This is a genomic window from Pseudomonas maioricensis (assembly GCF_022790535.1).
Lineage (GTDB): Bacteria > Pseudomonadota > Gammaproteobacteria > Pseudomonadales > Pseudomonadaceae > Aquipseudomonas > Aquipseudomonas maioricensis.
In genome coordinates this window covers 364,608-390,480 of sequence record NZ_LOHG01000001.1, presented here as the reverse complement: position 1 = coordinate 390,480, position 25,873 = coordinate 364,608, and the positions used below count along the sequence as shown (strand labels likewise).

The following is a 25,873-nucleotide window of genomic DNA, read 5'->3' as shown; positions in this document are numbered from 1 at the left end:
ACAAAATCGAGGTGAAAGAATGGCTGACAATCGTGGTGTGGTGTATCTCGGCGCTGGCAAGGTCGAAGTACAGAAAATCGACTATCCCAAAATGCAGGATCCGCGTGGGCGCAAGATCGAACACGGCGTCATTCTGCGCGTGGTTTCCACCAATATCTGTGGCTCGGACCAACACATGGTTCGCGGCCGTACCACTGCACAAACCGGCCTGGTACTGGGCCATGAAATCACCGGCGAAGTGATCGAAAAAGGCACTGGCGTCGAGAACCTGAAAATCGGCGATCTGGTGTCGGTACCCTTCAACGTAGCGTGCGGTCTGTGCCGCTCCTGCAAGGAGCAACACACCGGCGTTTGCCTGACCGTCAATCCGGCTCGCCCGGGCGGTGCCTACGGTTACGTCGACATGGGCGACTGGACCGGTGGCCAGGCGGAATACGTGCTGGTGCCGTATGCCGACTTCAACCTGCTCAAGCTGCCTGACCGCGACCGGGCGATGGAAAAAATCCGCGACCTGACCTGCCTCTCGGACATTCTGCCCACCGGTTATCACGGAGCAGTCACAGCCGGTGTAGGTCCGGGCAGTACCGTGTACATCGCCGGCGCTGGCCCGGTCGGTCTGGCCGCTGCGGCATCAGCTCGTCTGCTGGGCGCGGCAGTTGTCATCATTGGTGACGTAAACCCTGCTCGCCTGGTTCATGCCAAGGCTCAGGGCTTTGAAATTGCCGACCTCTCCCTCGATACCCCGCTGCACGAGCAGATCGCCGCACTGTTGGGTGAGCCTGAAGTGGACTGCGCCGTTGATGCGGTAGGCTTCGAAGCGCGTGGCCATGGTCATGCGGGTGTTCAGCATGAGGCACCGGCAACCGTCCTCAACTCGCTAATGGGCGTGGTACGTGTAGCAGGCAAGATCGGTATTCCCGGGCTTTACGTTACGGAAGATCCGGGTGCCGTCGACGCTGCAGCGAAAATGGGCAGCCTGAGCATTCGCTTCGGTCTGGGCTGGGCCAAATCCCATAGCTTCCACACGGGTCAGACCCCCGTCATGAAGTACAACCGTCAACTGATGCAGGCCATCATGTGGGATCGCATCAAAATCGCTGACATCGTTGGCGTTGAAGTCATCAGCCTCGACGATGCGCCACGTGGTTATGGCGAATTCGATGCAGGCGTGCCGAAGAAGTTTGTGATCGATCCGCATAAGCTGTTCAGCGCGGCGTAAGTCGCACTTTATCGCTCTGAAACTGCGTCGCGCCCATCGCGGGCAAGCCTCGCTCCCACAGGAAAATGCGATCAACTGTGGGAGCGAGGCTTGCCCGCGATGAGGGCGGCGCAGGTTTGCTTTAACTCACCAGACAAACGCAAGGAACATTGCCAACCCGCCCAAGGTCAAACACGTGTTTCTACCGGCTGCTGCCGGATTTTTCGTTTGAGGGGTTTGTTGCAATGAAGATTTCACGCGGTGTAGCACTGGCAACCTTGATGGCCGTTACGGCTGCCCCGGTCTACGCCTTTAATCTGAATGACGCGGCCAACGCCGTTTCCAATGCCACCGGCAATAACCAGAAAGCAACTGCCGCACCTGAGGCAGCAGGCCTGCTTAATCTGCTGGGCACGAATCTGGACGTCACCCCCGAACAGGCCGTCGGCGGTACTGGGGCATTGTTGGGTCTGGCGAAGAACAAGCTCGCCGGCAACGATTACAGCCAGTTGAGCAAGTCAGTACCAGGCCTTGATCAACTCGCTGGCACCAGTGCCTTGAGCAGTCTGGGCAGCCTCAACGGCTTGGGCAATATCCTGGGTAACTCAGGCAACAGCGCTGAAAGCTCGGTGCTGAACAGCGCTCTGGGCAACGTGCAAAGCATGGGTGATGTGAACAAGGCATTCAGTGCTTTGGGCATGGACAGCTCAATGGTCAGCCAGTTTGTGCCATTGATTCTGCAATACCTGGGTCAACAAGGTGCCGGCGGTTCGGCGCTGCAAAGCCTGAGCAGCGTATGGGGCGCAGGCAGCTGATTCAGCGCTGATCCTTCAACCTTGGGACGCATCGCCGCGCAAAGTGGCGATGCGTGCGTTCTTTTCCTGCCACAACTGATTAACCCAGCCCTGTACCTTCTCGCGAAACAGCGGATCATTTTCGTAGTCGCCCTGCCATAGCGCGGGATCAAGCTCACGAGTCTGAATGTCGATGATCACTCGCGGCACATCACCGCACAGCAGGTTCCAGAACCCCGGGATGCGATCGCCGGGATAGACGACTGTCACGTCCAGAATCGCATCCAGCTTTTCGCCCATAGCCGCCAGCACAAACGCCACCCCGCCCGCCTTCGGCTTCAGCAGGTGTGAGTAAGGCGAGCTTTGTTCTGCATGTTTGGCTGCCGTGAAGCGCGTCCCTTCCAGATAGTTGACCACGGTCACTGGCTGATTTTTATACAACTCACACGCCTGACGGGTGATCTCAAGATCATGGCCCTTGAGCTCAGGGTTCTTCGCCAGGAACGCCTTGGTGTAGCGCTTCATGAACGGGTAATCCAGTGCCCACCAGGCCAGGCCCAGCAGCGGCACCCAGATCAGCTCTTTCTTCAAGAAGAATTTGAAAAACGGTGTGCGGCGGTTCAACGCCTGGATCAGCGCCGGAATGTCTACCCATGACTGGTGGTTGCTGATGACCAGATAAGAAGTGTCGCTGCGCAGGCCTTCGTCGCCACGGATTTCCCACTGGGTTGGAATGCACAAAGAGAAGATCAGCTTGTCGACTTCAGCCCAGGTTTCGGCAAACCACACGACGGCTCGCGAACAACTGTCGCGCATCTGACCACTGAACGTCAGCTTGAGCAGGCCGAAGATCAGTAACGGACCGATCATGACCAGCGTGTTAAGCAACAGCAGCAGGGTGACAAAACAGCCAGTGAGCAGGCGACGCATACGGATCTCTGGAGGACTACAAGGGCCGCCATGATAAAGAGCAACAGCGCTCGCGCCAAATCCGCTGGTCGTGGACAAATGTTTCACGAGGTTACGGGTAAGCTCTGACCTGCGAACGATGTGTGATCGCGATGTCTAAAATCGCGAACGAATGACCTGTAGGAGCTGCCGAAGGCTGCGAAAATATTTGCCTCATGGACCAATTCGCAGCCTTCGGCAGCTCCTACAGAACCGCGTAACCCAAAAAAGGTACCTACCCAGTGAAATCAACCCTGGCGCTATTGTCCCTGCTGGCATTGCCTGTAATGGCTGCCGAGCCGACGCTGTATGGCCGTTACGAAAACATCAAGGTCGCGGAAATCGGTGAAACCTTCAAAGCCAAGATGGATACCGGAGCGCTGACCGCATCGCTGTCGGCCAAGGACATCGAGCTGTTTACCCGCGATGGTGACGACTGGGTACGTTTCCGTCTCGCCACCAAAGGTGCCAGCAATAAGGTGTACGAACACAAGGTTGCGCGGATCAGCAAAATCAAGAGCCGTGCCGAGGGTGACGATGAGGACGAAGATCTCGATCCAACAAAGCGCCCCGTGGTCGATCTGGAGTTGTGCCTGGGCAGTGTCAAACGCACTGTGGAAGTGAACCTGGTAGACCGTAGCCACTTCAATTACCCGCTGCTGATCGGTGCCAAGGCCTTGCGTGAGTTTAACGCCGCAGTGAACCCGGCCCGACGTTATACGGCGGACAAGCCGGATTGTTGATCACCAAGGTATGACGTGACCTCCTGTAGGAGTCGCCCGGTGTCCCTGACACCACGCTGTCGCGCAGCAAACATGAGAACTGTAGGAGTGAGCTTGCTCGCGATTTCGGTCTATCAGTCGGTGAATATATTGCCTGTGCTGACGTAATCGCGAGCAAGCTCACTCCTACAGAGACGCAGCAGCTCCCAGAGAGAAATTTTTCCAGCCCAATAAAAAACGGCGCCCTTGCGGGGCGCCGTTTTTTGTTTAGCAGCCTTGAATCAGGCGTGAACCAACGCTGGCGCTGGCTCGCGTACAACCGGCTGCAAAGGCAGCAACGGTGCATGCGGATCAGCCGCGACAGACTCTCGCCATGCAGCCAGCCACTCAGGGTGGTTCTCGCTCCAGACTTGTTCATGCAAGCGGCCCAACGCAACCGGGTCACTCAGCAACATCAAGCGGTCATGGTTACTGAGTTTCTCAGGCCCGACTGCCAGTGCGTGGCGAACACGCTCCATCCGTACGAACTCGATAGGCTCGGCGATCCGGTGACGCGAGGTCGCCAGGGCGCAAGCCAGCGCGTTCTGCTGCGGATCAACCACGGCGCGGATGAAGCCTTGCTTCAGTGCGTGCCAACGGTTCTCGTGGGTGTACAGATCAGTGGACACCAACTCTTGCGGCGGCGTGTGCTCCTCCGGAATCAGGAAGAACTTCTCGTCGCGAGCCTTGAGACCCAGACCGGTACGGCTGGAAATCACCGACACCGGAATCGACAGCATCAGCGAACCGACGATTGGCGCCAGCCACCACAGGAAGCTTGGGTTCAACCAGGCGACCAGCAGCGCCCAGCAAGCACCCAACAGGGTTTGCGGACCATGACGCTTGACCGCTTCAAGCCATGGCGTGGAGTCGTCGTCACGTTGTGGCGAGTTCCAGGTCGCAGCCCAGCCCAGGAACGCAGCCAGTACGAAGCGGGTGTGGAACAGCATGCGCACCGGGGCCAGCAGCACCGAGAACAGCATTTCCATCAGCATCGACAGGGTGACTTTGATCTTGCCGCCGTAGCCGACTGCGCCTTTGGCCCAGATCAGAATGATGCTGAGCAGTTTAGGCAGGAACAGCAGCACGATGGTCGTCGAGAACAGCGCAACGGCTTTTTCCGGGTGCCATTGTGGCCACAGCGGATACAGCTGACGCGGTTCAAGGAAGTAGGTCGGCTCCATCAATGTGTTCACCGCCAGCAGGGCCGTGGACAACACCAGGAAGAAGAACCATAACGGCGCCGACAAGTACGACATTACGCCCGTCAGGAACACCGCACGGTGAACCGGGTGCATGCCTTTTACCAGGAACAGCCTGAAGTTCATCAGGTTGCCGTGGCACCAGCGACGGTCACGTTTGAGTTCGTCGAGCAGGTTTGGAGGAAGCTCTTCGTAGCTGCCCGGCAAATCGTAGGCAATCCACACGCCCCAGCCAGCACGACGCATCAAAGCCGCTTCAACGAAGTCGTGAGACAGGATCGCACCAGCGAAAGCCCCTTTACCAGGCAACGGCGCGAGGGCGCAGTGCTCGATAAACGGCTTCATGCGGATGATCGCGTTGTGGCCCCAGTAGTGGGATTCGCCCAACTGCCAGAAGTGCAGACCCGCGGTGAACAACGGACCGTATACGCGAGTCGCAAATTGCTGCATGCGCGCATAAAGAGTGTCCATGCCCGAAGCGCGTGGCGCGGTCTGGATGATACCGGCGTCTGGCGTGGCTTCCATCAAGCGCACCAGACTGGTCAGGCATTCGCCGCTCATGACGCTGTCAGCATCGAGCACGACCATATAACGGTAATCACCGCCCCAGCGACGGCAGAAGTCGTCAAGGTTGCCGCTTTTACGTTTTACGCGACGGCGGCGACGGCGATAGAAGATCTTGCCGAAGCCTTTGGTTTCGCGACAGACATCCAGCCAGGCCTGCTGCTCGGCCACGCAAATGTCGGTCTCGTTACTGTCACTGAGCACGAAGAAGTCGAAACGATCAAGGTCACCGGTAGCCGCAACCGACTCGAAAGTCGCTCGCAAGCCAGCGAATACGCGGGGTACGTCTTCGTTACAGATCGGCATGACCAACGCGGTACGAGCGCCCTTTTCAATCGGCTCATTACCTGCACTGGCACCGGAGATCCGGTATTTGTCACGGCCGGTGAGCAATTCCAGGAAGCCCATCAAGGCGGTCCAGAAACCTGCCGAGACCCAGCAGAACAGAATACCGAACAGCAACAGAATGCTGGTCTGCAAGGCATAGGGCAGAACCTGCCACATGGTCTGCACGAAGGTCTGGTGAGTGATTTCGTCCAGCGAAACCAGCGACCAGCCCTGATACGGCAGAATGCCTTTCATGTACCAGCCAGCCACGATGGTCTGGCCGAGCATGAGGATCAACAGGATGTAACGACGAATAGAACCCACGGTGCGCCAGCGCGCCTTGGGCAAATCGCGTTCAACTTTAGGCTCGACCGGGTTACTGCGGCCCGTCAGACGACGCCACATGCGAACCAGGATATTGGTCCGCCATGGCTCGGGCACAACCTTGGTGCGATTGATCGGCGGCGTAGCCTTCAGGCACACCCGGCCGTTCGCATCGAGGACGAGCATCTCGGCCTCTTCCAAAGCCTCGGCAGTGGTCAGCGTCAGTCGGCGCCCCACCGAGGCCTGTGCGGCTTCGGCAGGGTCGTTGACTGGTTGAGCAGACAAACGCTCGTGCAATTCGGCGAACGAGGTGCAGCCAGCCAGTTCGGCTCGCTGCTCATCACTCATCGGAAGGTGCGCCAGGTACTCGCTGAGCGATACTGGCACCGGTACGGAATTACTCATCGGCTGGCAACTGGTAGCTCCAGGTCTCGGTCATGACTTGCAGCGTCTTGGCCGGTTCCGGAATGGTGGGCGCAGCCTCGGCTTCTGGCTGCTGGGTCTCTTTGCCGTCTTTATCTTTCGCAGCGTCGGCTTTCGCGGCGTCAGCCTTGGCTACGTCTGCTTTTGCATCAGCTGGCTTGGCTGCATCAGCCGGTTTGGCGGCGTCCGCTTTGGCATCGGCAGGTTTTGCTGCGTCAGCCTTGGCCACATCGGCTTTCGGATCTTTCGCGGCGTCTGCCGGGGCTTCTTTCTTCGGAGCCTCTTTAGGCGCTGCTTTTTTCTCGTCACCGATATGCGCTTTGGCAGCAACCAGTACCGCAGGTTCCTTGCCTGGCTCAGCCGGGATTTCACGCAGCAGGTAGGCCTGCATCTCGATCGGCTTGTTAGCGTCTTTGACCTTGACCCGCAGCGTCAGGCGATAGCCTTTGGTCACCGGGTTGTAGCGCAGGTTGTTTTCAACCAGCTCGGTATTGGTGTCGGTGGTGACCTGGCTGCGGATGGTCTTGTCTTCAGGCATCGAAGCGAGGATAGGACCCACGAAGTCGACCTGGAACGCAACGCTGCCGTCCAGCTGACGAATCAGGTTGGACTGACGAATGTCACCAGCGGAACGCAAGGTCTGCTTGACCCAACCCAGATCAGGCGAGTGAATGGCTTTCTCGTCCATGGTCCAGTGGATGCGGTAGTTGAAATCAACTGGCTCGCCCGGCGCAGGCAGGGTCTCCGGCTTCCAGAACGCAACGATGTTGTCGTTGGTTTCATCGGCAGTCGGGATTTCCACCAGATCAACGGTACCCTTGCCCCAATCGCCTTTAGGCTCGATCCACGCGCTTGGACGCTTGTCGTAGCGATCGTCCAGATCTTCATAGCTGCTGAAGTCACGACCACGTTGCAGCAGACCGAAACCGCGCGGGTTCTCTACCGAGAAGCTGCTGACGGCGAGGTGTTTAGGGTTGGTCAGCGGACGCCACAGCCATTGGCCGTTGGCTGCCTGGATCGACAGACCATTGGAGTCATGCAGCTCGCGACGGTAGTTCTGCACACGCGAAGGCTGGTTGGCACCGAACAGATACATACTGGTCAGCGGTGCAACACCGAGCTTGCTGACCTTGTCACGCAGGTACATGCGCGACTGGACGTCAACCAGCGTGTTGGTGCCAGGACGCAGGGTCAGCTTGTACGCACCGGTTGCGCGCGGGGAGTCGAGCAACGCGAAGATCACCAGATGATTGTCATCGGTGCCTGGCTTCTCGATCCAGAACTCGGTGAAACGTGGAAACTCTTCCCCGGAAGGCAATGCGGTATCGATTGCCATGCCACGGGCCGACAGGCCGTAGACCTGACCCTTACCGATAACGCGGAAGTAACTCGCGCCCAGCATGGTCATGATTTCGTCTTGCTTGTCGTCTTTATTGATCGGGTACAACACGCGGAAACCGGCATAACCGAGTTTCTCGGTCGACTTGGGATCAAACTTCAGATCGCTGAAGTCGAAGCGACTGGCGTCGTACTTGATCTCTTCAACGGTAGTCGCAGTGACTTCGTTGATTTTGACCGGGGTGTCGAAGTGCATACCCTGGTGATAGAACGAGACTTTGAACGGCGTTCTGTCGCCAGCCCATTCGGCACGGTCTTCACGGAAACGGATTTTCTGATAGTCCGCGAACTTCATGTCACGGAACTCGGCAGGCAGATTGCTGCGCGGGGCTTCGTACTTCTTATCGGCCAGCTCTTTGGCTCTGCTCGCGACGTCATCAAGACTAAACGCCCACAGTTGAGTGGCACTGAACAGTGAGATCAGGGCTGAACTTGCCAATAGCGCGCTACGCAACCGCTTGCCAGGTGTCTTTACCGCATTACAGGGACTAACAATCACGAGCAACCCTCGCCGAAAACAGATGAAGAAACCAACGGCCAGCTATCAATTGCCGGGTTGGCGAGCATTGTTCCGACTCCGAAAGAACCTAATGATTCCCCAAACGGTGTCGGACCAGCTTCTGACCTTGCCAAACGGTGCCACAAATGCGGATACCCGGACGGCGCGATTATCTAGTAGCGCGCGCCACAACGCACCATGTCCGATGAAGTATTTATTGCTATACAGCCTAATAAATCCGGGGGAAGTACGCCAAACCGGTCGTTTAGCCTTCCAGCAAAAAAGTCACCGGGCCATCATTCACCAAATGAACTTGCATGTCTGCACCAAATTGGCCCGATTCGACCACGGCATGCGAGCTTTTTGCCTGCTTCAGTAAATAGTCGAACAACTCTGCACCCAAGGCCGGCGGTGCTGCTTTGGAGAAGCTCGGCCGCATGCCACTTTTGGTATCGGCTGCCAGGGTGAACTGCGAAACCAACAACAAACCACCTGCGACATCGCGCAAGGATAGATTCATCTTGCCGTCAGCATCGCTGAACACCCGGTAGTTAAGCAGCTTATGTAGCAGCTTGTCGGCACTGGCCTGAGTGTCTTGAGGCTCGACGCCCACCAGCACCATCAGACCTTGGTCGATAGAACCGACGATTTGCCCGTCGACTTCGACACGTGCGCTGCTGACGCGTTGTAGCAAGCCTTTCATGTATCGAATTCCATATTGAATCTTGCCGGGATTTCTTGTGGGAGCGGTGCTTGCCCGCGATATCGCGGTGTGTTGACCTGACGCGTCTCATGCATCGTCGGAATGCCGCCCAGACCAAGCACCGCTCCCACAAGGGAAATGCAGCGACCACTATTTCATCAAGCCTCTTCAGGCGGCAAATCCAGCAAACGGGCGGCAACCTGTGCGGCAGCCCGGACCAGTGCATCGGTGATCCCCGGCTCCGAAGCAGCATGCCCCGCATCGCGGATCACCTGCAGTTCGCTGTTTGGCCAGGCCTGGTGCAGCTCCCAGGCATTGTCCAGCGGGCAGATGACATCATAACGACCGTGCACGATGATGCCCGGTAAATGAGCAATCTTGGGCATGTCGCGAATCAGCTGATTCTCTTCCAGGAAAGAATTATTGGTGAAGTAGTGGCACTCAATGCGCGCGATGGACAGTGCACGTTGCGGCTCGGAGAAGCGATCAACCACTTGCGGATTGGGCCGCAGCGTTGCTGCACGGCCTTCCCAGGTAGACCAGGCTTTGGCGGCATGCATCTGGGCAATCTGGTCGTTGCCGGTCAGGCGCTTATGGAACGCGCTCAGCAGATCACCGCGCTCATCCAGCGGAATCGGGGCCACATAATCCTGCCAGTAATCCGGGAACATGCGGCTTGCACCGGCCTGATAGAACCATTCGATCTCTTGCGGACGTGCCAGAAAGATACCGCGCAGGATCAACGCATGGACACGATCCGGATGAGTCTGGGCATAGGCCAGAGACAAGGTCGAACCCCACGAACCACCAAACAGCACCCATTTATCGATGCCCAGATGCTCACGAATCCGCTCAAGGTCAGCGACCAGATCCCAGGTGGTGTTGTTCTCAAGGCTCGCATGCGGCGTCGAGCGACCGCAGCCGCGTTGGTCGAACGTAATGATGCGGTACAGATTGGGATCGAAATAACGACGGCTTTGCGCATCGCAACCCGCGCCGGGGCCGCCATGAATGAATACCACCGGCAGACCTTCCGGTGATCCGCTTTCATCGACATATAGAACATGCGGCGCCTCCACAGCCAGATCGTGCCGGGCGTAGGGTTTGATCTGCGGATACAAGGTCTGCATAGGTGCTCCGTGAGTGCGATTCGGGGTCTTCTATTATTTTGCCGCTGGCCATCATAAACCCGAAACGAGGAATGTTCATGCTGTCGCTCACAGCTCGTCTCGAGAGTGGAACGATCAATGCAAGCGGTTTGCCAATTGCCCAAAAGGGCGAACCAGAGCGACATGAGCCTGTCGAACCGACGGACGTGTCGTGGTTAATTCAGGAATTTGCAGGAAAAATTTGCAGACACGCCCTACAGTCAAAGAAATCCCATCCTTCATTCGTCTGACTACTTGAGGTCGTATCGATGTCTCAGGAACCACTTGTTCGTGACGCTGAAGTGGCCGCATTTCGCGCCGCTGTTCTCGCCAAACTCACCTATGCGGTGGGTAAGGACCCTGACCATGCGTTTGAGCATGACTGGTTCGAAGCCGTAGCCCTCGCTGCTCGCGACCACATGGTCGAGCATTGGATGGACCACACCCGGCAGATTTATCGCAAGGTCCAGAAACGGGTGTATTACCTGTCGCTGGAATTTCTTATCGGCCGTTTGCTGTACGACAGCCTGAGCAACCTCGGCCTGTTGGAAGTGGCCCGAGAGGCAATGACTGAACTGGGCGTCGATATCGAACGCATCAAGCTGCTGGAGCCCGACGCGGCGCTGGGTAACGGCGGTCTTGGTCGTCTGGCAGCCTGCTTCATGGAAAGCATGTCGACGCTCGGCATCGCTGGCCATGGTTACGGTATTCGTTACGAGCACGGCTTGTTCCGTCAGGCCATCGTTGATGGCTGGCAGCAGGAACAAACCGAAAACTGGCTGGACTTCGGTAACCCATGGGAATTCGAGCGGCCAGAAGTCGTGTACCCGATCGGTTTCGGCGGCAGTGTCGACACCCTCATCAACGAGGACGGTGAACAGCGCCAGGTCTGGCGTCCATCTGAAACCGTCCGCGCCATTGCGTACGACACGCCCGTGGTGGGATGGCGCGGTAAAAGCGTGAACACCCTGCGTCTGTGGCGTGCCCGCGCAGTAGGCGATTTGCACCTGGAGCGCTTTAACGCCGGTGACCACTTTGGTGCAGTGGCCGAGGTGGTGCGCGCAGAAAGTATCTCTCGCGTGCTTTACCCGAACGATGCCACCGAGGCCGGTCAGGAATTACGTCTGCGTCAGGAATATTTCTTCGTCTCGGCATCGCTGCAGGATTTGCTGCGTCGCCATCTGAACATGCATGCCACGTTGATGGATCTGCCGGAACACGCGGCCATCCAGATGAACGACACGCACCCGTCCATCGCCGTCGCCGAACTGATGCGTCAGTTGATCGACAACCACGGCATCGCGTGGGACGCCGCGTGGAAAATCACGGTGGGCACCCTCGCCTACACCAACCACACCTTGCTCCCCGAGGCGCTGGAAACCTGGTCGGTCGGCCTGATGGAGCGGATGTTGCCGCGCCACATGCAGATCATCTACATCATCAACGCTCAGCACATCGACACCCTGCGCGCCAAAGGCATTCACGATTTCGACGTGCTGCGTGCCGTGTCCCTGATCGAGGAAGAAAATGGTCGTCGCGTGCGCATGGGCAACCTGGCGTTCCTCGGCTCCCACAGCATCAACGGCGTATCGGCGCTGCACACCCAATTGATGCGCAAGACGGTTTTTGCCGAACTGCACAAGCTGTATCCAGACCGGATCAACAACAAAACCAACGGCATTACCTTCCGCCGCTGGCTGTTCCAGTCCAACCCCAAGCTCACGCAGATGCTCACCGAGTCGCTGGGCGACGACGTGCTGGACAGCGCAGAAACGCGCCTGATCGAACTGGAGCCGTTCGCTGACAAGAGCTCTTTCCGTAAGCAATTTGCGGATCAGCGCCTGCACAGCAAGCGTGCGCTGGCGGCGATCATCAAGGAGCGTCTGGGGATCGTAGTCAATCCGGCAGCGATGTTCGACGTACAGGTCAAACGGATTCACGAATACAAACGTCAATTGTTGAACCTGTTTCACACCGTTGCGTTGTACCAGGCCATTCGCGCTCAACCGGGCACCGATTGGGTGCCACGCGTAAAAATCTTCGCAGGCAAGGCCGCAGCCAGTTATCACTCAGCCAAGCTGATCATCAAGCTGACGAATGATATCGCTCGCACGGTCAACAGCGACCCTACCGTACGCGGCTTGCTCAAAGTTGTATTTCTGCCTAACTACAACGTCAGCCTGGCGGAAAGCATCATTCCGGCAGCCGACTTGTCGGAGCAGATTTCTACTGCGGGCCTGGAAGCATCGGGCACCAGCAACATGAAATTCGGCCTCAACGGTGCGCTGACCATCGGCACGCTGGACGGTGCCAACGTGGAAATGAGTGAGCAGGTGGGTCTGGAGCACATGTTCATCTTCGGCATGACCGCTCAGGAAGTCGAAGCCCACAAGCAAGTGGGCGACTTCAGCGCTTACGCTGAGGCCGCGGCATCGGGTCGGCTCAACGATGTCCTGCAAGCGATTCGTGGCGGCGTATTTTCGCCGGATGACCCTAACCGCTATGCCGGCCTGATCGATCAACTGCTGGCCTACGACCGCTTTCTGGTCTGCGCTGACTTTGATTCTTACTGGGATGCGCAGTCCAAAGTTGAAGCCCATTGGCACGACTCGAAAGAGTGGTGGCGCTCTGCGGTGCTCAATACGGCGCGGATGGGTTGGTTCTCGTCAGACCGGACGATCCGGGAATACGCGGGGGACATCTGGAACGCGCTGGATTGATGGAGTAAGCGCAAACTGCTCCCACTTTGGCAATACGGCCAATGTGGGAGCCGGGCTTCACTCTGCGACCACCTCGTTTCAGCCACCGTTTCAGCATTTTCCGGCTACGCTTTGCCCACGCGTGAACTCAATGGGTGATAACCCAGTCTTATGGGCAGTATTACGTCTCGACTCGCGCTAAACTGCGCGGGTTTTTTATTCCCCCTATTCGGAGCTATCCATGTCCCGCGTTACCCTGAGTCGCTATTTGATTGAGCAGACCCGCAGCAACAACACTCCTGCCGATCTGCGCTTCCTGATCGAAGTGGTGGCGCGAGCGTGCAAGGAAATCAGCCACGCCGTTTCCAAAGGCGCGCTGGGCGGTGTGCTCGGCAGCATGGGCACTGAAAACGTTCAGGGCGAAGTGCAGAAGAAGCTCGACGTGATCTCCAACGAAATCCTGCTCGAAGCCAACGAGTGGGGCGGTCACCTGGCGGGCATGGCGTCCGAGGAAATGGACAACGCTTACCAGATCCCGGGCAAATACCCTAAAGGTGCCTACCTGCTGGTTTTCGACCCGCTGGATGGCTCGTCGAACATCGACATCAACGCCCCGGTCGGCACTATTTTCTCCGTACTGCGTTGCCCGAACGAATACCTGAGCCAGAACGAGCCTTTGAATGAAAAGGCCTTCCTGCAGCCAGGTACTCAGCAAGTCGCCGCTGGTTATGCGATCTACGGCCCGCAAACCATGCTGGTACTGACGTTGGGCGATGGCGTCAAGGGCTTCACGCTGGACCGCGAAATGGGCAGTTTCGTACTGACCCACGAAGACATCAAGATCCCGACTTCTACTCAGGAATTCGCGATCAACATGTCCAACCAGCGTCACTGGGAAGCGCCGGTACAACGCTACGTTGACGAATTGCTGGCGGGCGAAGACGGCCCACTGAAAAAGAACTACAACATGCGTTGGGTTGCCGCGATGGTTGGCGACGTGCACCGCATCCTGACCCGCGGCGGTTTGTTCATGTACCCACGTGACAGCCGTGAGCCTTCCAAGCCGGGCAAACTGCGCCTGATGTATGAAGCCAACCCGATGTCGTTCCTGGTTGAGCAAGCTGGCGGCGCGTCTACTGACGGTCATCAGCGCATCCTCGACATTCAACCGGACGGCCTGCACCAGCGTGTTGCGGTGTTCCTGGGCTCGAAAGAAGAAGTTGAGCGCGCAACCTCGTACCACAAGGCCTGAATCTCATGACTGCCCCTTGGCTCCCGCTGCTGGAATGGTGGTTCGGCTCTGCCGGGTCGCCCTCCGAAGCGGCGAAAGCCAAGGGCAAGTTGTGGTTTGGCAAGGACAACGCTCAGGACACCGAAGCGCAGACGCGTTTTGGTGATCTGGTCGAATCCGCCCTGGCAGGCGGGCTTAAAGAGTGGGCTGAAAGCCCTGCTGGTTGGCTGGCTCTGATACTGCTGCTCGACCAACTGCCGCGAATGATTTATCGCGACACTCCCAAAGCCTATGCCGGTGACCTGCGTGCGCAGGCACTTGCGACACACGGCCTGAAGCTCGGCCGCGATCAGCATCTTGATCCGCTGCAACGCACCTTCATCTATCTGGTGCTGGAACACTGCGAAAACATCGACGCGCAAAATGAAGCCGTCGCTCGCTTCACCGAACTCCTCCCCCTGCTACCTGCCACAGATCGCGACTATCTCAACAGCAGCCTCGACTATGCCAAACGCCACCACAAGGTGATCGCCCGCTTTGGCCGCTTTCCGCATCGCAACGAAATCCTCGGTCGTGTTTCAACACCCGAAGAAATCGATTTCCTGAAACAGCCTGGGTCACGGTTTTAAGGCTCAACAAGCTCGAAAATATTGTCACAACCGTCCAGCAGCGCAAAGACGTCAGCCACGGAGCTGAATTCGCCAAGCCCAATTTCTTCCTGCCCAGCAAATAAGTTGCCCCTGTAGGAGTGAGCTTGCTCGCGATAGCGTCAAGTCAGACGATAATTCATTTACGGATGTACCGCATCGCGAGCAAGCTCACTCCTACAGGTCAACCGTTTGCTGCGGGCCAGCGCAGTGACAGTGACACTGAGGGTTTACCACAAGGGATCTATGTACTGGATTTATTCCTCAACGGAACCAGATCGCCATTTTCTCTTCTAAGCTCACGGTATTACGCCAGCATCCGTGCCCACTCGACCGTTTGCTGCGGCGTTACCCTTTCCGTTCAGGAGCTTCATCCATGTCTCTGCGCTCTCTAGCGTTGCTGTCGTTTCTCGTATTGCTGACCGCATGTAGCAAGGTTAATCAGGAAAATTACTCGAAGCTGTCCGCTGGTATGCCCAAGGCTGAAGTTGAGCAATTGCTGGGTAGCCCGACTGAATGCTCCGGCGCGCTGGGCATGTCCAGTTGCACGTGGGGCGATCAAAAGAGTTTTATCAGCGTGCAGTACGCTGCTGACAAGGTTGTACTTTTCTCGGGTCAAGGTTTGAAATAAGAAATGATCAAATTACTTGTGCGTTTTGGTCTGGTCGTAATGGCCAGCTTTCTCGCAATCGGTTTTGCGCACTCCGCAGAAAACCTTGAGCCCAGAACCGTAGGCGCTGTTGACCTCAAGCAATATCAGGGCACTTGGTATGAAATCGCTCGTTTGCCGATGTTCTTCCAGCGCAATTGCGCGCAATCCGAGGCTCACTACTCGCTCAAGGACGATGGCAACGTTGGCGTAACCAACCGCTGCCGGACGATCGAAGGCGAATGGCAGGAAGCAACAGGTACAGCCACACCGCAAGTGCCGGGTAAAACCGACAAGTTGTGGGTGGAGTTCGATAACTGGTTTTCCCGCTTGATCCCTGGCGTCGCCAAAGGTGACTACTGGGTGCTCTACATCGGCGACGGCTACAAGACTGCTGTTGTAGGCAACCCGGATCGCAAATACCTGTGGCTACTGTCGCGCACGCCGACGATATCGAAGGACGTGAAAGAGCACTTGCTCAGCCAGGCTCAACAACAGGGTTATGACACCACCAAGCTGGTCTGGCGGGTTGAGGATTCAAAAATCGGCAAGTAAGACACGCGCGGTGATGAATCAAACTGACCTGTAGGAGTGAACTTGTTCGCGAGGCTTCATATCTGACGCGCCGCTCAAGCCGCTTCGCCAACAAGTTAACTCCTACAGGGAATGCATTTCAATTCAAAGGAATGCGTTTTGCTGGATATTGCTACCCCAGCAAGTCCCGCAGCACCTGCGCAAACTCCCGATTGCTCTGCTCTTCCCCGGCGTGATGCCCTTCGCGCACGACCCATTTACCGTTGACCATCACGTCGCGAATCTGCCGATCACTGCCCGCAAACAACCACCGGTTGAGAATCGCATCACCCGATGCCGTAGCGATGTAGGGGTCATTGCCATCCAGCACCAGCCAGTCGGCGCGAAGCCCCACTTCCAGTCGACCAACCGGCTGGCCCAATGCCTGAACGCCACCGGCCAACGCTGCATCAAACAGCGTCCTGCCGACCATCGGCTGATCACTGCGATACAGACGGTTGCGGCGCTGGTCTCGCAAGCGCTGACCGTACTCCAGCCAGCGCAACTCCTCGACCACACTCAACGACACATGGCTGTCAGAACCAATCCCCCAGCGCCCGCCTTGAGCAATGTAGTCCACGGCCGGAAAAATCCCGTCGCCCAGATTCGCCTCAGTGGTCAGGCACAATCCGGCGACTGCGCCGCTTTTCGCCATGAGAGCCACTTCATCAGGCTGCACATGGGTGGCGTGCACCAGACACCAGCGCTCATCTACCGGGGCGTTTTCGCACAGCCATTGCACTGGCCGACGGCCACTCCAGTTCAGGCAGTCATCGACTTCCTTTTGCTGTTCGGCGATGTGGATATGTACCGGACATTGCTGATCGCTAGCGGCCAGCACAGCGCTGATCTGCTCTGGCGTTACCGCACGCAGTGAGTGAAAACACAATCCCAGTTGCTGTGCGGGCTGCTCGCGCAATACAGGTTGCAGACGGGCTTGCAGATCAAGGTAGCTGTCGGTGCTGTGGATAAACCGCCGCTGACCTTCGTTGGGCGCTTGCCCGCCAAAACCGGAGTGGCTGTAGAGCACCGGTAACAGCGTCAGGCCGATCCCGACAGCGCTTGCCGCCTGACTGATTTGCCGCGCCAGTTCTGCAGGGTCCGCGTATGGCTTGCCGGTGGTGTCCTGATGGACGTAATGAAATTCGGCAACCGACGTAAAACCGCCCTTGAGCATTTCGATGTACAACTGACGGGCAATGACGCCCAATTGCTGCGGAGTGATCTGTCCGACCAGGCGGTACATCAAATCGCGCCAAGTCCAGAAGCTGTCATTCGGATTGCCCGCCACCTCCGCCAGTCCGGCCATTGCCCGCTGGAAAGCATGGGAATGCAGATTCGGCATGCCAGGCAGCAACGGCCCTTTAAGCAACTCAGCGCCTGAAGCCTCGGCCTCCGTGTCGATATGAGTGATCACGCCAGCGGCGCTGACCTCAATGCGAACATTATTGGCCCAGCCGCTGGGCAACAACGCACGCTCGGCAAAGAAGGCGGACATGGCTCTGAATCCCGTGGAAAGTGATTTGTATATACATATACAGACGTTTGCACGCTCGGTAAACTCCGGCAAGCTTGCCGCCGAACAGGTTAATGGTTAGCGTGAACACACGTTATAAATATCCGGGCGCTGCAAGATCAGCGCCGACCCGCACCTGAATTACCTTCGAAAAAGGATTGCCCCAAGTGCCGACTCCGCCCGCCACTTCTCCATTGGCTGCCCAGATGGGCGACAGTCCGGCCCCGCTGTACGCCCGCGTCAAGCAGATGATTGCTCAACAGATTCAGTGCGGTAACTGGCCGCCGCACCACCGCGTGCCGTCGGAAAGCGAGTTGGTGACCCAACTGGGCTTCAGCCGTATGACCATCAACCGCGCGCTGCGTGAGATGACTGCAGAAGGCCTGCTGGTGCGCATGCAAGGCGTCGGCACTTTCGTCGCCGAGCCCAAGAGTCAGTCGGCATTGTTTGAAGTCCACAACATCGCGGATGAAATCGCGGCTCGTGGTCATCGTCATACCTGCAAGGTCATCCTGCTGAAAGAAGAAGCTGCTGGCTCCGAACGAGCTTTGGCGCTGGATATGCGCGAAGGCCAGCGGGTCTTTCACTCGTTGATCGTGCATCTGGAAAACGATCTACCGGTACAAATCGAAGACCGTTACGTCAATGCACTGGTCGCGCCGGACTACCTGAGCCAAGATTTCACTGTGCAAACTCCGTATGCCTATCTTTCACAAGTAGCGCCGCTGACCGAAGGTGAGCATGTGGTCGAGGCGATCCTGGCTGAGCCCGATGAATGCAAACTGTTGCAAATCAGCGCTGGCGAGCCTTGCCTGTTGATCCGCCGCCGCACGTGGTCCGGTCGACAGCCAGTCACCGCTGCGCGCCTCATCCACCCCGGTTCCCGTCATCGCCTGGAAGGACGTTTCAGCAAATGAGCCAACTGACCGTTTTGCGCGCCGCCAACTATCCACGCATGCCATGGAAAAACGGCAGCGGCAGCACCGAAGAAATTGCCCGCGACGCAGGTCAGGACCTGGAAGGCTTTGGCTGGCGCCTGTCGATTGCGGATATCGAGCAGTCCGGTGGCTTTTCCCTGTTCTCCGGCTATCAGCGCATCATCACCGTGCTGCAAGGCGTGGGCATGACGCTGGATATCGACGGCAAAACGACCGAGCCACTGTTGCCGGGTGATCCCTTCGCATTCAGCGGCGACAGCCAGGTCAGCTGCACATTGATCGAAGGTGCGATTCGGGATTTCAACCTGATCTACTCGCCGGACCGTTACCGCGTCAGCCTGCAGTGGGTCGACGTGCTCAAACCTCAGCGGCTGTTCAGTTCAGCGTGTACCCTGCTGCTGTTCAGCGCGGCAGAGCAGATGGCTGCGAACATGGCCGAGCATCCACCGCAATTGCTGGAAAAGCATGACTGCCTGCAATTGAATAATGAATCCGGCGCGCTGCTGGAAGTGGTGCTGTATGCGCCGCGTGCCAGCCGCTGCTGTTTGATTGAACTGACCAAAATCTGAACGCTACACTTTTCCCCTGTAGGAGTGAGCTTGCTCGCGATTGCAATATGTCAGGCGATTCAATGGTGACTGGCATAACCCAATCGCGAGCAAGATGGAGCGCCACCCCGGTCACTCCTACAGGATTTGGGACGAATCAAAAAGACCAAGGACTTCACGCCCGCCAATGACTGCCTATAACAACAAAAAAGAAACCCCAAGAGCCATCGCCATTCTTGCCAGCTTCCTGGCCTCCGAATCAGCCGGTGGCATCGTGTTGATGGGCGCCGCACTGGCGGCTTTGATCGTCGCCAACTCGGGACTGTCCGCTGGCTATTTCGCGGCGCTGCACAGCGTCTGGCTGGGGCTTTCCGTTGAGCTATGGATCAACGACGGCCTGATGGCGATCTTCTTCCTGATGGTCGGCCTGGAAATCAAACGTGAAGTCCTCGCGGGCGGCCTGGCCACTTGGGGTCAACGCGCCCTGCCCGGCTTTGCAGCGGCCGGCGGCATGCTGGTGCCTGCGCTGATCTACATCGCAGTCAACTGGGGCAACCAGGAAACCATGAGCGGCTGGGCGATCCCCGCTGCTACCGACATTGCCTTCGCGCTGGGCGTGCTCTCGCTGCTGGGTAAACGCGTGCCGACCTCGCTGAAAGTCTTTCTCGCCGCGCTGGCGATTCTCGACGATCTGGGCGCAGTCACCATCATTGCCTTCTTCTACAGCACCGGCCTGAACATGCCGATGCTGTTGGCATCTTTCGCAACGCTGGCGGTATTGATTGTGATGAATCGCCTGCGCGTGCGTCGCCTGCTGCCGTATTTGTTACTGGGCGCCGCACTGTGGTTTTTCGTCCTGCAATCGGGCGTTCACGCGACGTTGGCCGGTGTCGCCCTGGCGCTATGCATTCCCTTGGGCAAGCCTGAAGAAGAGTCCCGCTCGCCGCTGCTGTTCCTTGAAGAGAAGCTGCATTACTGGGTCGCGTTCGCCATCGTGCCGGTGTTCGGTTTTGCCAACGCTGGAGTGTCGTTATCGGGAATCTCTCTGCAGAACCTGATTGATCCTGTGCCGCTGGGTGTCGCGCTGGGCTTGTTCTTTGGCAAACAGATCGGCGTATTCCTCGCCGCAGTACTGGCTATCCGCTCCGGCCTGGCCTCGTTGCCGGAAGGCAGCAACTGGGTGCAGTTGTATGGCGTGGCGATCCTCTGCGGCATCGGTTTCACCATGAGTCTGTTCATCGGTAACCTTGCTTTCCCCGGCTCTGCGCACCTGATCGACGAAGTGAAAGTCGGCGTATTGATGGGCTCGGGGCTTGCCGCAATCGCAGGCGTCATCCTGTTGCGCAGTCGAATCAGCAAGGGTTGAATATTTATTTTCAAATCGCTGCATCCAGATGGGTTTCTGGCGGGTAGTACAGATAAGCAGCCGGTTTGGCTGTTAAGCGATGAACCCAAAACTGGAGATGTCTGCATGAACGCAAAACGCTTGCTCTGCCTGACTGGTGCTGCAATGGCTTTCACTTGCCTCGCGCCCTCTGCCTTCGCTCAAAGCAACCTGCCGGAAACCGTGCGGGTTCCTGATGGCTTCAAAGTCAGCATGGAAACCACCGGTGTCGGCGAGATCACTTACGAGTGCCGCGCCAAAGCCAACGCGGCCGAAGGCATGGAGTGGGCATTCGTGGGCCCTAAAGCTGTGCTCAATGATCGTAGCGGCAAGCAAGTCGGCACTTACTACGGCCCGCCAGCCACCTGGGAAGCCAAAGACGGTTCGAAAGTGACCGGTACTCAGCTCGCCGTGGCCCCGTCCAGCGCAGGCAACCTGCCGTATCAGTTGGTCAAAGCCAACCCGGCTGACGGCAAGGGCGCGATGACCGGCGTTGCTTACATTCAGCGTACCGCGCTCAAAGGCGGCGTAGCGCCAGCCAAAGCCTGTGCCGAGAGCAACAAAGGCGCGAAAGAAATCGTTAAATACCAGGCCGACTATATTTTCTGGTCCGCCAAGTAAGTCTGTGGGTCCCGCGCGGGAACTGGGCTATGCTCCTGCGCGGGTGCTCCGATTCAAATCGGGGTAGAAGTACTCTGTAAACGGCGTATTGAATTGTCCTCCCACGAATCCCTGTTCGATTACGAAGCTGCACTGGATGCCTGCGCACGAGGCGAGCGGCAAGCGCTTGAGCGTCTGTATGCTCAGGAAAGCGCTCGTTTGCTCGGTGTTGCGCAACGTTTGGTACGCGACAGCGCGTTGGCGCAGGACATCGTGCACGACGCCTTCATCAAGGTCTGGACTGGCGCAGCGAGCTTCGACAAGACCCGAGGTTCTGCCCGTGGCTGGATATTCAGCATCACCCGAAATCTGGCGTTGAACGCCCTTCGCAACAATGCCCGTGAGGTGCAGAGCGAAGATGAAGACGAACATGGCGAAGCACAGGCGACGCTGGAAGGCTGGAATGAAACGGTGGACAGTTTTGACTGGCGGGTGAACCCAGGGCGGATCGAATTCTGTCTGGAGCAGCTTGAACCGGTACGTCGCAATTGCGTGTTCCACGCTTACGTGGACGGCTATTCACATCAAGAGATTGCGCAAAAAATCGGCGCGCCGCTGGGCACTGTCAAAACCTGGATAAAGCGCAGCCTGAATGCATTACGGGAGTGCATCGGATGAGCAACAGCTCGGGCACTGAACCCCAAAAACCGCTGAATGAGTTAGCGGGCGAATATGTGCTGGGCACTTTGTCTGCACAGCAACGAACTGAAGTAGAGCGTCGACTGCCCAACGAGCCAGCCCTGCGGGCTGCTGTCGATGCGTGGGAAGAGCGCCTGCTGCCACTGACGGACATGGTGGAACCGCAAAACCCGCCAACCCATCTGTGGGCGCGCATTGAGCGCAGTCTGGATGACCTGCTTGCGCCGCAGAAAACCACAAAACGCGACGTACAGAGCTGGTGGAACAACCTGTCGATCTGGCGTGGTCTGGCCGGTGCCGGGCTGGCGGCGTCACTGGTGTTGGGCATGACCTTGCTCACCCAATCACGCACAACTCCATCGCCGTCTTATCTGGTGGTACTGGTCGCGCCGCAGGACAAAGCACCGGGCTGGGTGATTCAGACCAGTAATTCACAAGACATCCAGCTCATCCCCCTGAGCGTTACCGAAGTGCCCGCCGACAAGGCGCTGGAGTTCTGGACCAAGGGTGATGACTGGCAAGGCCCGGTATCGCTCGGGCTGGTGAAGCCAGGGCAGACCCTGAAAGTGCCACTGGATAAACTGCCGCCGCTGCAGCCTAACCAGCTGTTCGAGCTGACGCTGGAACAGGCCACCGGCTCACCGATCGGTAAACCTACCGGGCCGATCCAGTTCATCGGTCGTGCGGTTAAGGTGATCTGACCCAAACCGCGCACCAATTTGTTACCGAGCGCCCCAAGACGAAGCGAGTCGTAACGACTTTGGACGGCTCACTGTTCGCGTGCATCCGCCGCCCCATGGCCGCCTATCTTTTGAGTTCCTGTCCCCGCTCCTCGTCGAACCCGCCTGCTTAACTCGCCCAGCCACCTATTAAAAATCAATATAACCTTCTGAATTTAAAACTTTTTCTGTAGGAGTGAGCTTGCTCGCGATGACGTCAGATCAGCCGCAAATACATCGACTGACACGACGCTATCGCGAGCAAGCTCACTCCTACAGGTTCGTGGTGTCCGTGGCATTACGATGGATTTCCAATGTTGGTATTTCAATTGCATATGCTTGTACATACAAGTAAAGCCAAGTGCATTGAACTGATCGCTGAGGACTTCTTTCGTGACCGAGAATAACCAACACTGGACCCGCTACCGTGACGTTGAAGTTCGCGCTGCCCGGGGCACTAAGCTCACCGCCAAAAGCTGGATGACCGAAGCGCCGTTGCGCATGCTGATGAACAACCTTGACCCGGAAGTGGCCGAAAACCCTAAAGAGCTGGTGGTTTATGGCGGTATCGGTCGCGCAGCACGTAATTGGGAATGCTACGACAAGATCGTTGAAAGCCTGACCAATCTGAATGATGACGAAACCCTGCTGGTCCAGTCCGGCAAACCGGTCGGCGTGTTCAAGACTCACAGCAACGCCCCTCGCGTGCTGATCGCCAACTCCAACCTGGTGCCGCACTGGGCGAGTTGGGAGCACTTCAACGAACTGGATGCCAAGGGCCTGGCCATGTACGGCCAGATGACTGCAGGCAGCTGGATCTACATCGGCAGCCAAGGCATCGTTCAAGGCACTTACGAAACCTTCGTCGAAGCCGGTCGCCAGCATTACAACGGCAGCCTCAAAGGCAAGTGGGTACTGACGGCAGGTCTGGGCGGCATGGGTGGCGCACAACCTCTGGCCGCAGGCATGGCCGGTGCCAGCTCCTTGAATATCGAATGCCAGCAGAGCCGCATCGATTTCCGCCTCAAAACGCGTTACGTCGATGAACAGGCCGTTGATCTCGACGACGCCCTGGCGCGCATTGCCAAATACACCGCTGAAGGCAAAGCAATCTCCATCGCGCTGTGCGGCAACGCCGCAGAAATCCTGCCGGAAATGGTCCGTCGCGGCGTACGCCCGGACATGGTGACCGACCAGACTAGCGCCCACGACCCTCTCAACGGTTACCTGCCTAAAGGCTGGACCTGGGACGAGTACCGCGCCCGCTCTTTGACCGAACCGGCAGCAGTGGTCAAAGCCGCCAAGCAATCCATGGCTGAACACGTCGAGGCGATGCTGGCGTTCCAGAAAATGGGCATTCCGACGTTCGACTACGGCAACAACATCCGGCAGATGGCCAAGGAAGAAGGCGTAGCAAACGCTTTCGACTTCCCGGGTTTCGTCCCGGCCTACATCCGTCCGTTGTTCTGCCGTGGCGTAGGGCCTTTCCGCTGGGCCGCGCTGTCGGGCGATCCGGAAGATATCTACAAGACCGACGCCAAGGTCAAAGAACTGATCCCCGACGACGCGCACTTGCACAACTGGCTGAACATGGCCCGCGAGCGCATAGCCTTCCAGGGCCTGCCAGCACGTATCTGCTGGGTTGGCCTGGGCCAGCGCGCCAAACTCGGCCTGGCGTTCAATGAAATGGTCCGCAGCGGTGAGTTGTCGGCACCGGTTGTGATTGGCCGCGATCACCTGGACTCCGGCTCGGTATCCAGCCCGAACCGTGAAACCGAATCCATGCAGGATGGCTCCGATGCCGTCTCCGACTGGCCACTGCTCAACGCCCTGCTCAATACCGCCAGCGGCGCGACCTGGGTTTCGCTGCACCACGGCGGCGGCGTCGGTATGGGCTTCTCGCAGCATTCGGGCATGGTGATCGTATGCGACGGTACAGACGAAGCAGCGGAACGCATCGCCCGCGTCCTGCACAACGACCCGGCAACCGGCGTGATGCGCCATGCGGATGCGGGCTATCAGATCGCGATTGATTGCGCGAATGAGAAGGGCTTGAACCTGCCGATGGTGGGGAGTTAAGGCTAGCGGAGATCCAGAGGGAACACTGTACTTGTGGGAGCAGAGCTTGGTCTGGGCGGCATTCCGACGATACATGAGACGCAGCTAGACGGCATACCGCGTCATCGTTTATCGCGGGCAAGTCGGAATGCCGCCCACCCGCTCCCACAAAGGATCTCCAACAGCGCAGAAGGAACTGACCACCCCAAAGGACCGTCAAGTGTCCTGCAATCAGGCTTCTGGCCTTTTGATCTGGAAACTGCCCACATCCATTCGCGAGGAGCGTCACACAATGAAAACCAAGAAGGCACTGCTATCCACGTTGATTTCACTGGGTTTGCTCACCGGCGCTGGCGCGAGTCAGGCAGCGGGTTGGTGTGAATCCGGCAAGCCGGTGAAGTTCGCCGGTCTGAACTGGGAAAGCGCCATGCTGCTCACCGACGTGCTGCAGGTAGTCCTGAACAAGGGTTATGGCTGTGAAGTCGACAGCCTACCGGGCAACTCCATCACCATGGAAAACGCCCTGAGCACCAACGATATTCAGGTGTTTGCCGAAGAGTGGGTCGGTCGCAGCGAAGTGTGGAACAAGGCTGAGAAGGCCGGAAAAGTAGTCGGTGTCGGCAGCCCGGTCAAAGGCGCAGTCGAAGGTTGGTACGTGCCGCGCTATGTGATCGAAGGCGACGCCAAGCGCAAGCTGGAAGCCAAGGCCCCCGACCTGAAATCCATCAGCGATCTGGCCAAATACTCGACGTTGTTCAAAGACGCTGAAGAACCCGGCAAAGGCCGTTTCTACAACTGCCCGGCTGGCTGGACCTGCGAGCTGGAAAACAGCGAAATGCTCAAGAGCTATGGCCTGGAAGACAAGTACACCAACTTCCGCCCAGGCACCGGCCCGGCGCTCGATGCGGCGATTTTGTCCAGCTACAAACGTGGCGAGCCGATCCTGACTTACTACTGGTCGCCAACGCCTTTGATGGGTCAAGTAGACATGGTGCGTCTGGAAGAGAAGGATGGCGTGAACAAGACCATCGAGATCAAGGTCGGCTTGTCGAAAGCCTTCCACGAACAGGCGCCTGAGTTGGTGTCGGTCATGGAAAAGGTCAACATCCCGATCGATCTGCTCAACCAGAACCTGGCTCGCATGACCAAGGACCGTATCGAATCGCCGAAGCTGGCGAAGATCTTCCTCAAGGAACACCCTGAAGTCTGGCATGCCTGGGTGAGTGAAGAAGCGGCGAAAAAGGTGGATGCTTCGTTGTAGATAACTAATCCGGGCGCCCCTCCCCCCTGTAGGAGTGAGCTTGCTCGCGATAGCGTCAGTCC

At 57.8% G+C, this 25,873-nt stretch carries 22 protein-coding genes; 16 read left to right on the top strand and 6 right to left on the bottom strand.

Annotated features, from left to right (window positions below; genetic code table 11):
* Positions 1-19 precede the first annotated feature (19 nt).
* Together fdhA and AUC61_RS01835 are read left to right on the top strand one after the other, a co-directional pair.
* Positions 20-1,219 carry a formaldehyde dehydrogenase, glutathione-independent gene (fdhA, locus tag AUC61_RS01840; RefSeq protein WP_095092539.1) on the top strand — a complete coding sequence of 400 codons (1,200 nt, stop codon included), beginning with the start codon at positions 20-22 and terminating at the stop codon, positions 1,217-1,219.
* Positions 1,220-1,443: 224 nt separating this feature from the next.
* Positions 1,444-2,013: a DUF2780 domain-containing protein gene (locus tag AUC61_RS01835; protein ID WP_243244195.1), complete on the top strand. Its 570-nt coding sequence runs from the start codon at positions 1,444-1,446 to the stop codon at positions 2,011-2,013.
* A gap of 15 nt (positions 2,014-2,028) precedes the next feature.
* Here the strand turns inward: AUC61_RS01835 and AUC61_RS01830 are convergent, their stop codons facing one another.
* Positions 2,029-2,922, bottom strand: a complete 894-nt coding sequence (locus tag AUC61_RS01830) for an acyltransferase (RefSeq protein ID WP_243244194.1) — start codon at positions 2,920-2,922, stop codon at positions 2,029-2,031.
* Positions 2,923-3,182: 260 nt separating this feature from the next.
* On the opposite strand from AUC61_RS01830, the gene rloA2 reads away from it, so the two are divergent.
* Positions 3,183-3,683, top strand: a complete 501-nt coding sequence (gene rloA2, locus AUC61_RS01825; protein WP_243244193.1) for a retropepsin-like aspartic peptidase RloA2 — start codon at positions 3,183-3,185, stop codon at positions 3,681-3,683.
* A gap of 260 nt (positions 3,684-3,943) precedes the next feature.
* Here rloA2 and mdoH read toward each other — a convergent pair whose 3' ends face one another.
* The 4 genes from mdoH to pip all read right to left on the bottom strand — a co-directional run bounded on the left by mdoH (position 3,944) and on the right by pip (position 10,271).
* The gene (mdoH, locus tag AUC61_RS01820; RefSeq protein WP_243244192.1) at positions 3,944-6,523 is read right to left on the bottom strand and encodes a glucans biosynthesis glucosyltransferase MdoH; all 2,580 of its coding nucleotides are present in this window, start codon (positions 6,521-6,523) and stop codon (positions 3,944-3,946) included.
* The gene (locus tag AUC61_RS01815; RefSeq protein WP_279290873.1) at positions 6,516-8,444 is read right to left on the bottom strand and encodes a glucan biosynthesis protein G; all 1,929 of its coding nucleotides are present in this window, start codon (positions 8,442-8,444) and stop codon (positions 6,516-6,518) included. The genes mdoH and AUC61_RS01815 overlap by 8 nt, the downstream gene beginning before the upstream one ends.
* Before the next feature lie 259 nt (positions 8,445-8,703).
* Positions 8,704-9,141: a D-aminoacyl-tRNA deacylase gene (gene dtd / locus AUC61_RS01810; RefSeq protein WP_243244190.1), complete on the bottom strand. Its 438-nt coding sequence runs from the start codon at positions 9,139-9,141 to the stop codon at positions 8,704-8,706.
* 158 nt (positions 9,142-9,299) lie between these two features.
* Entirely contained in the window at positions 9,300-10,271 is a 972-nt protein-coding gene (gene pip / locus AUC61_RS01805) for a prolyl aminopeptidase (RefSeq protein ID WP_122664079.1), read from the bottom strand.
* A gap of 287 nt (positions 10,272-10,558) precedes the next feature.
* On the opposite strand from pip, the gene AUC61_RS01800 reads away from it, so the two are divergent.
* The 5 genes from AUC61_RS01800 to AUC61_RS01780 all read left to right on the top strand — a co-directional run bounded on the left by AUC61_RS01800 (position 10,559) and on the right by AUC61_RS01780 (position 16,070).
* Entirely contained in the window at positions 10,559-13,009 is a 2,451-nt protein-coding gene (locus AUC61_RS01800; RefSeq protein WP_243244189.1) for a glycogen/starch/alpha-glucan phosphorylase, read from the top strand.
* Between the two features lie 220 nt (positions 13,010-13,229).
* Positions 13,230-14,240, top strand: a complete 1,011-nt coding sequence (locus tag AUC61_RS01795; RefSeq protein WP_027902274.1) for a class 1 fructose-bisphosphatase — start codon at positions 13,230-13,232, stop codon at positions 14,238-14,240.
* Positions 14,241-14,245: 5 nt separating this feature from the next.
* Positions 14,246-14,848, top strand: a complete 603-nt coding sequence (locus AUC61_RS01790; RefSeq protein ID WP_243244188.1) for a DUF924 family protein — start codon at positions 14,246-14,248, stop codon at positions 14,846-14,848.
* 394 nt (positions 14,849-15,242) lie between these two features.
* Complete coding sequence (locus tag AUC61_RS01785) at positions 15,243-15,497, top strand: outer membrane protein assembly factor BamE (protein ID WP_243244187.1); 255 nt, start codon at positions 15,243-15,245, stop codon at positions 15,495-15,497.
* 3 nt (positions 15,498-15,500) lie between these two features.
* A complete protein-coding gene (locus AUC61_RS01780; protein ID WP_243244186.1) occupies positions 15,501-16,070 on the top strand; it encodes a lipocalin family protein in 570 nt (189 codons plus the stop codon).
* A gap of 151 nt (positions 16,071-16,221) precedes the next feature.
* Here AUC61_RS01780 and AUC61_RS01775 read toward each other — a convergent pair whose 3' ends face one another.
* The gene (locus AUC61_RS01775; RefSeq protein ID WP_243244185.1) at positions 16,222-17,586 is read right to left on the bottom strand and encodes a formimidoylglutamate deiminase; all 1,365 of its coding nucleotides are present in this window, start codon (positions 17,584-17,586) and stop codon (positions 16,222-16,224) included.
* A 224-nt stretch (positions 17,587-17,810) separates the two neighbouring features.
* Here AUC61_RS01775 and hutC point away from each other — a divergent pair, with 224 nt between their 5' ends.
* The 8 genes from hutC to AUC61_RS01735 all read left to right on the top strand — a co-directional run bounded on the left by hutC (position 17,811) and on the right by AUC61_RS01735 (position 25,811).
* The gene (hutC, locus tag AUC61_RS01770) at positions 17,811-18,521 is read left to right on the top strand and encodes a histidine utilization repressor (RefSeq protein ID WP_243244343.1); all 711 of its coding nucleotides are present in this window, start codon (positions 17,811-17,813) and stop codon (positions 18,519-18,521) included.
* Entirely contained in the window at positions 18,518-19,111 is a 594-nt protein-coding gene (locus tag AUC61_RS01765; protein ID WP_243244184.1) for a HutD/Ves family protein, read from the top strand. Before hutC ends, AUC61_RS01765 begins: the two co-directional genes overlap by 4 nt.
* A gap of 166 nt (positions 19,112-19,277) precedes the next feature.
* Entirely contained in the window at positions 19,278-20,456 is a 1,179-nt protein-coding gene (gene nhaA / locus AUC61_RS01760; protein ID WP_243244183.1) for a Na+/H+ antiporter NhaA, read from the top strand.
* Between the two features lie 105 nt (positions 20,457-20,561).
* Positions 20,562-21,095 (top strand): DUF3455 domain-containing protein, encoded by a 534-nt coding sequence (locus tag AUC61_RS01755; RefSeq protein ID WP_243244182.1) that lies wholly within the window; start codon positions 20,562-20,564, stop codon positions 21,093-21,095.
* A 93-nt stretch (positions 21,096-21,188) separates the two neighbouring features.
* Positions 21,189-21,752 carry a sigma-70 family RNA polymerase sigma factor gene (locus AUC61_RS01750; RefSeq protein WP_243244181.1) on the top strand — a complete coding sequence of 188 codons (564 nt, stop codon included), beginning with the start codon at positions 21,189-21,191 and terminating at the stop codon, positions 21,750-21,752.
* Positions 21,749-22,474 carry an anti-sigma factor gene (locus AUC61_RS01745; RefSeq protein WP_243244180.1) on the top strand — a complete coding sequence of 242 codons (726 nt, stop codon included), beginning with the start codon at positions 21,749-21,751 and terminating at the stop codon, positions 22,472-22,474. Before AUC61_RS01750 ends, AUC61_RS01745 begins: the two co-directional genes overlap by 4 nt.
* Before the next feature lie 411 nt (positions 22,475-22,885).
* Positions 22,886-24,571, top strand: a complete 1,686-nt coding sequence (gene hutU, locus AUC61_RS01740) for a urocanate hydratase (RefSeq protein WP_243244179.1) — start codon at positions 22,886-22,888, stop codon at positions 24,569-24,571.
* Between the two features lie 271 nt (positions 24,572-24,842).
* Complete coding sequence (locus AUC61_RS01735) at positions 24,843-25,811, top strand: ABC transporter substrate-binding protein (protein ID WP_231677859.1); 969 nt, start codon at positions 24,843-24,845, stop codon at positions 25,809-25,811.
* The last annotated feature ends 62 nt before the right edge of the window (positions 25,812-25,873 follow it).

What these genes read in the sequence shown, in the direction of transcription:
- nhaA (WP_243244183.1), top strand. Translation starts at nt 19,278, where the DNA reads ATGACTGCCTATAACAACAAAAAAGAAACCCCAAGAGCCATCGCCATT.
- AUC61_RS01765 (WP_243244184.1), top strand. Translation starts at nt 18,518, where the DNA reads ATGAGCCAACTGACCGTTTTGCGCGCCGCCAACTATCCACGCATGCCA.
- AUC61_RS01780 (WP_243244186.1), top strand. Translation starts at nt 15,501, where the DNA reads ATGATCAAATTACTTGTGCGTTTTGGTCTGGTCGTAATGGCCAGCTTT.
- hutC (WP_243244343.1), top strand. Translation starts at nt 17,811, where the DNA reads ATGGGCGACAGTCCGGCCCCGCTGTACGCCCGCGTCAAGCAGATGATT.
- pip (WP_122664079.1), bottom strand. Translation starts at nt 10,271, where the DNA reads ATGCAGACCTTGTATCCGCAGATCAAACCCTACGCCCGGCACGATCTG.
- AUC61_RS01790 (WP_243244188.1), top strand. Translation starts at nt 14,246, where the DNA reads ATGACTGCCCCTTGGCTCCCGCTGCTGGAATGGTGGTTCGGCTCTGCC.
- AUC61_RS01745 (WP_243244180.1), top strand. Translation starts at nt 21,749, where the DNA reads ATGAGCAACAGCTCGGGCACTGAACCCCAAAAACCGCTGAATGAGTTA.
- AUC61_RS01775 (WP_243244185.1), bottom strand. Translation starts at nt 17,586, where the DNA reads ATGTCCGCCTTCTTTGCCGAGCGTGCGTTGTTGCCCAGCGGCTGGGCC.
- AUC61_RS01735 (WP_231677859.1), top strand. Translation starts at nt 24,843, where the DNA reads ATGAAAACCAAGAAGGCACTGCTATCCACGTTGATTTCACTGGGTTTG.
- AUC61_RS01795 (WP_027902274.1), top strand. Translation starts at nt 13,230, where the DNA reads ATGTCCCGCGTTACCCTGAGTCGCTATTTGATTGAGCAGACCCGCAGC.
- AUC61_RS01785 (WP_243244187.1), top strand. Translation starts at nt 15,243, where the DNA reads ATGTCTCTGCGCTCTCTAGCGTTGCTGTCGTTTCTCGTATTGCTGACC.
- AUC61_RS01800 (WP_243244189.1), top strand. Translation starts at nt 10,559, where the DNA reads ATGTCTCAGGAACCACTTGTTCGTGACGCTGAAGTGGCCGCATTTCGC.
- AUC61_RS01755 (WP_243244182.1), top strand. Translation starts at nt 20,562, where the DNA reads ATGAACGCAAAACGCTTGCTCTGCCTGACTGGTGCTGCAATGGCTTTC.
- dtd (WP_243244190.1), bottom strand. Translation starts at nt 9,141, where the DNA reads ATGAAAGGCTTGCTACAACGCGTCAGCAGCGCACGTGTCGAAGTCGAC.
- mdoH (WP_243244192.1), bottom strand. Translation starts at nt 6,523, where the DNA reads ATGAGTAATTCCGTACCGGTGCCAGTATCGCTCAGCGAGTACCTGGCG.
- AUC61_RS01830 (WP_243244194.1), bottom strand. Translation starts at nt 2,922, where the DNA reads ATGCGTCGCCTGCTCACTGGCTGTTTTGTCACCCTGCTGCTGTTGCTT.
- AUC61_RS01835 (WP_243244195.1), top strand. Translation starts at nt 1,444, where the DNA reads ATGAAGATTTCACGCGGTGTAGCACTGGCAACCTTGATGGCCGTTACG.
- fdhA (WP_095092539.1), top strand. Translation starts at nt 20, where the DNA reads ATGGCTGACAATCGTGGTGTGGTGTATCTCGGCGCTGGCAAGGTCGAA.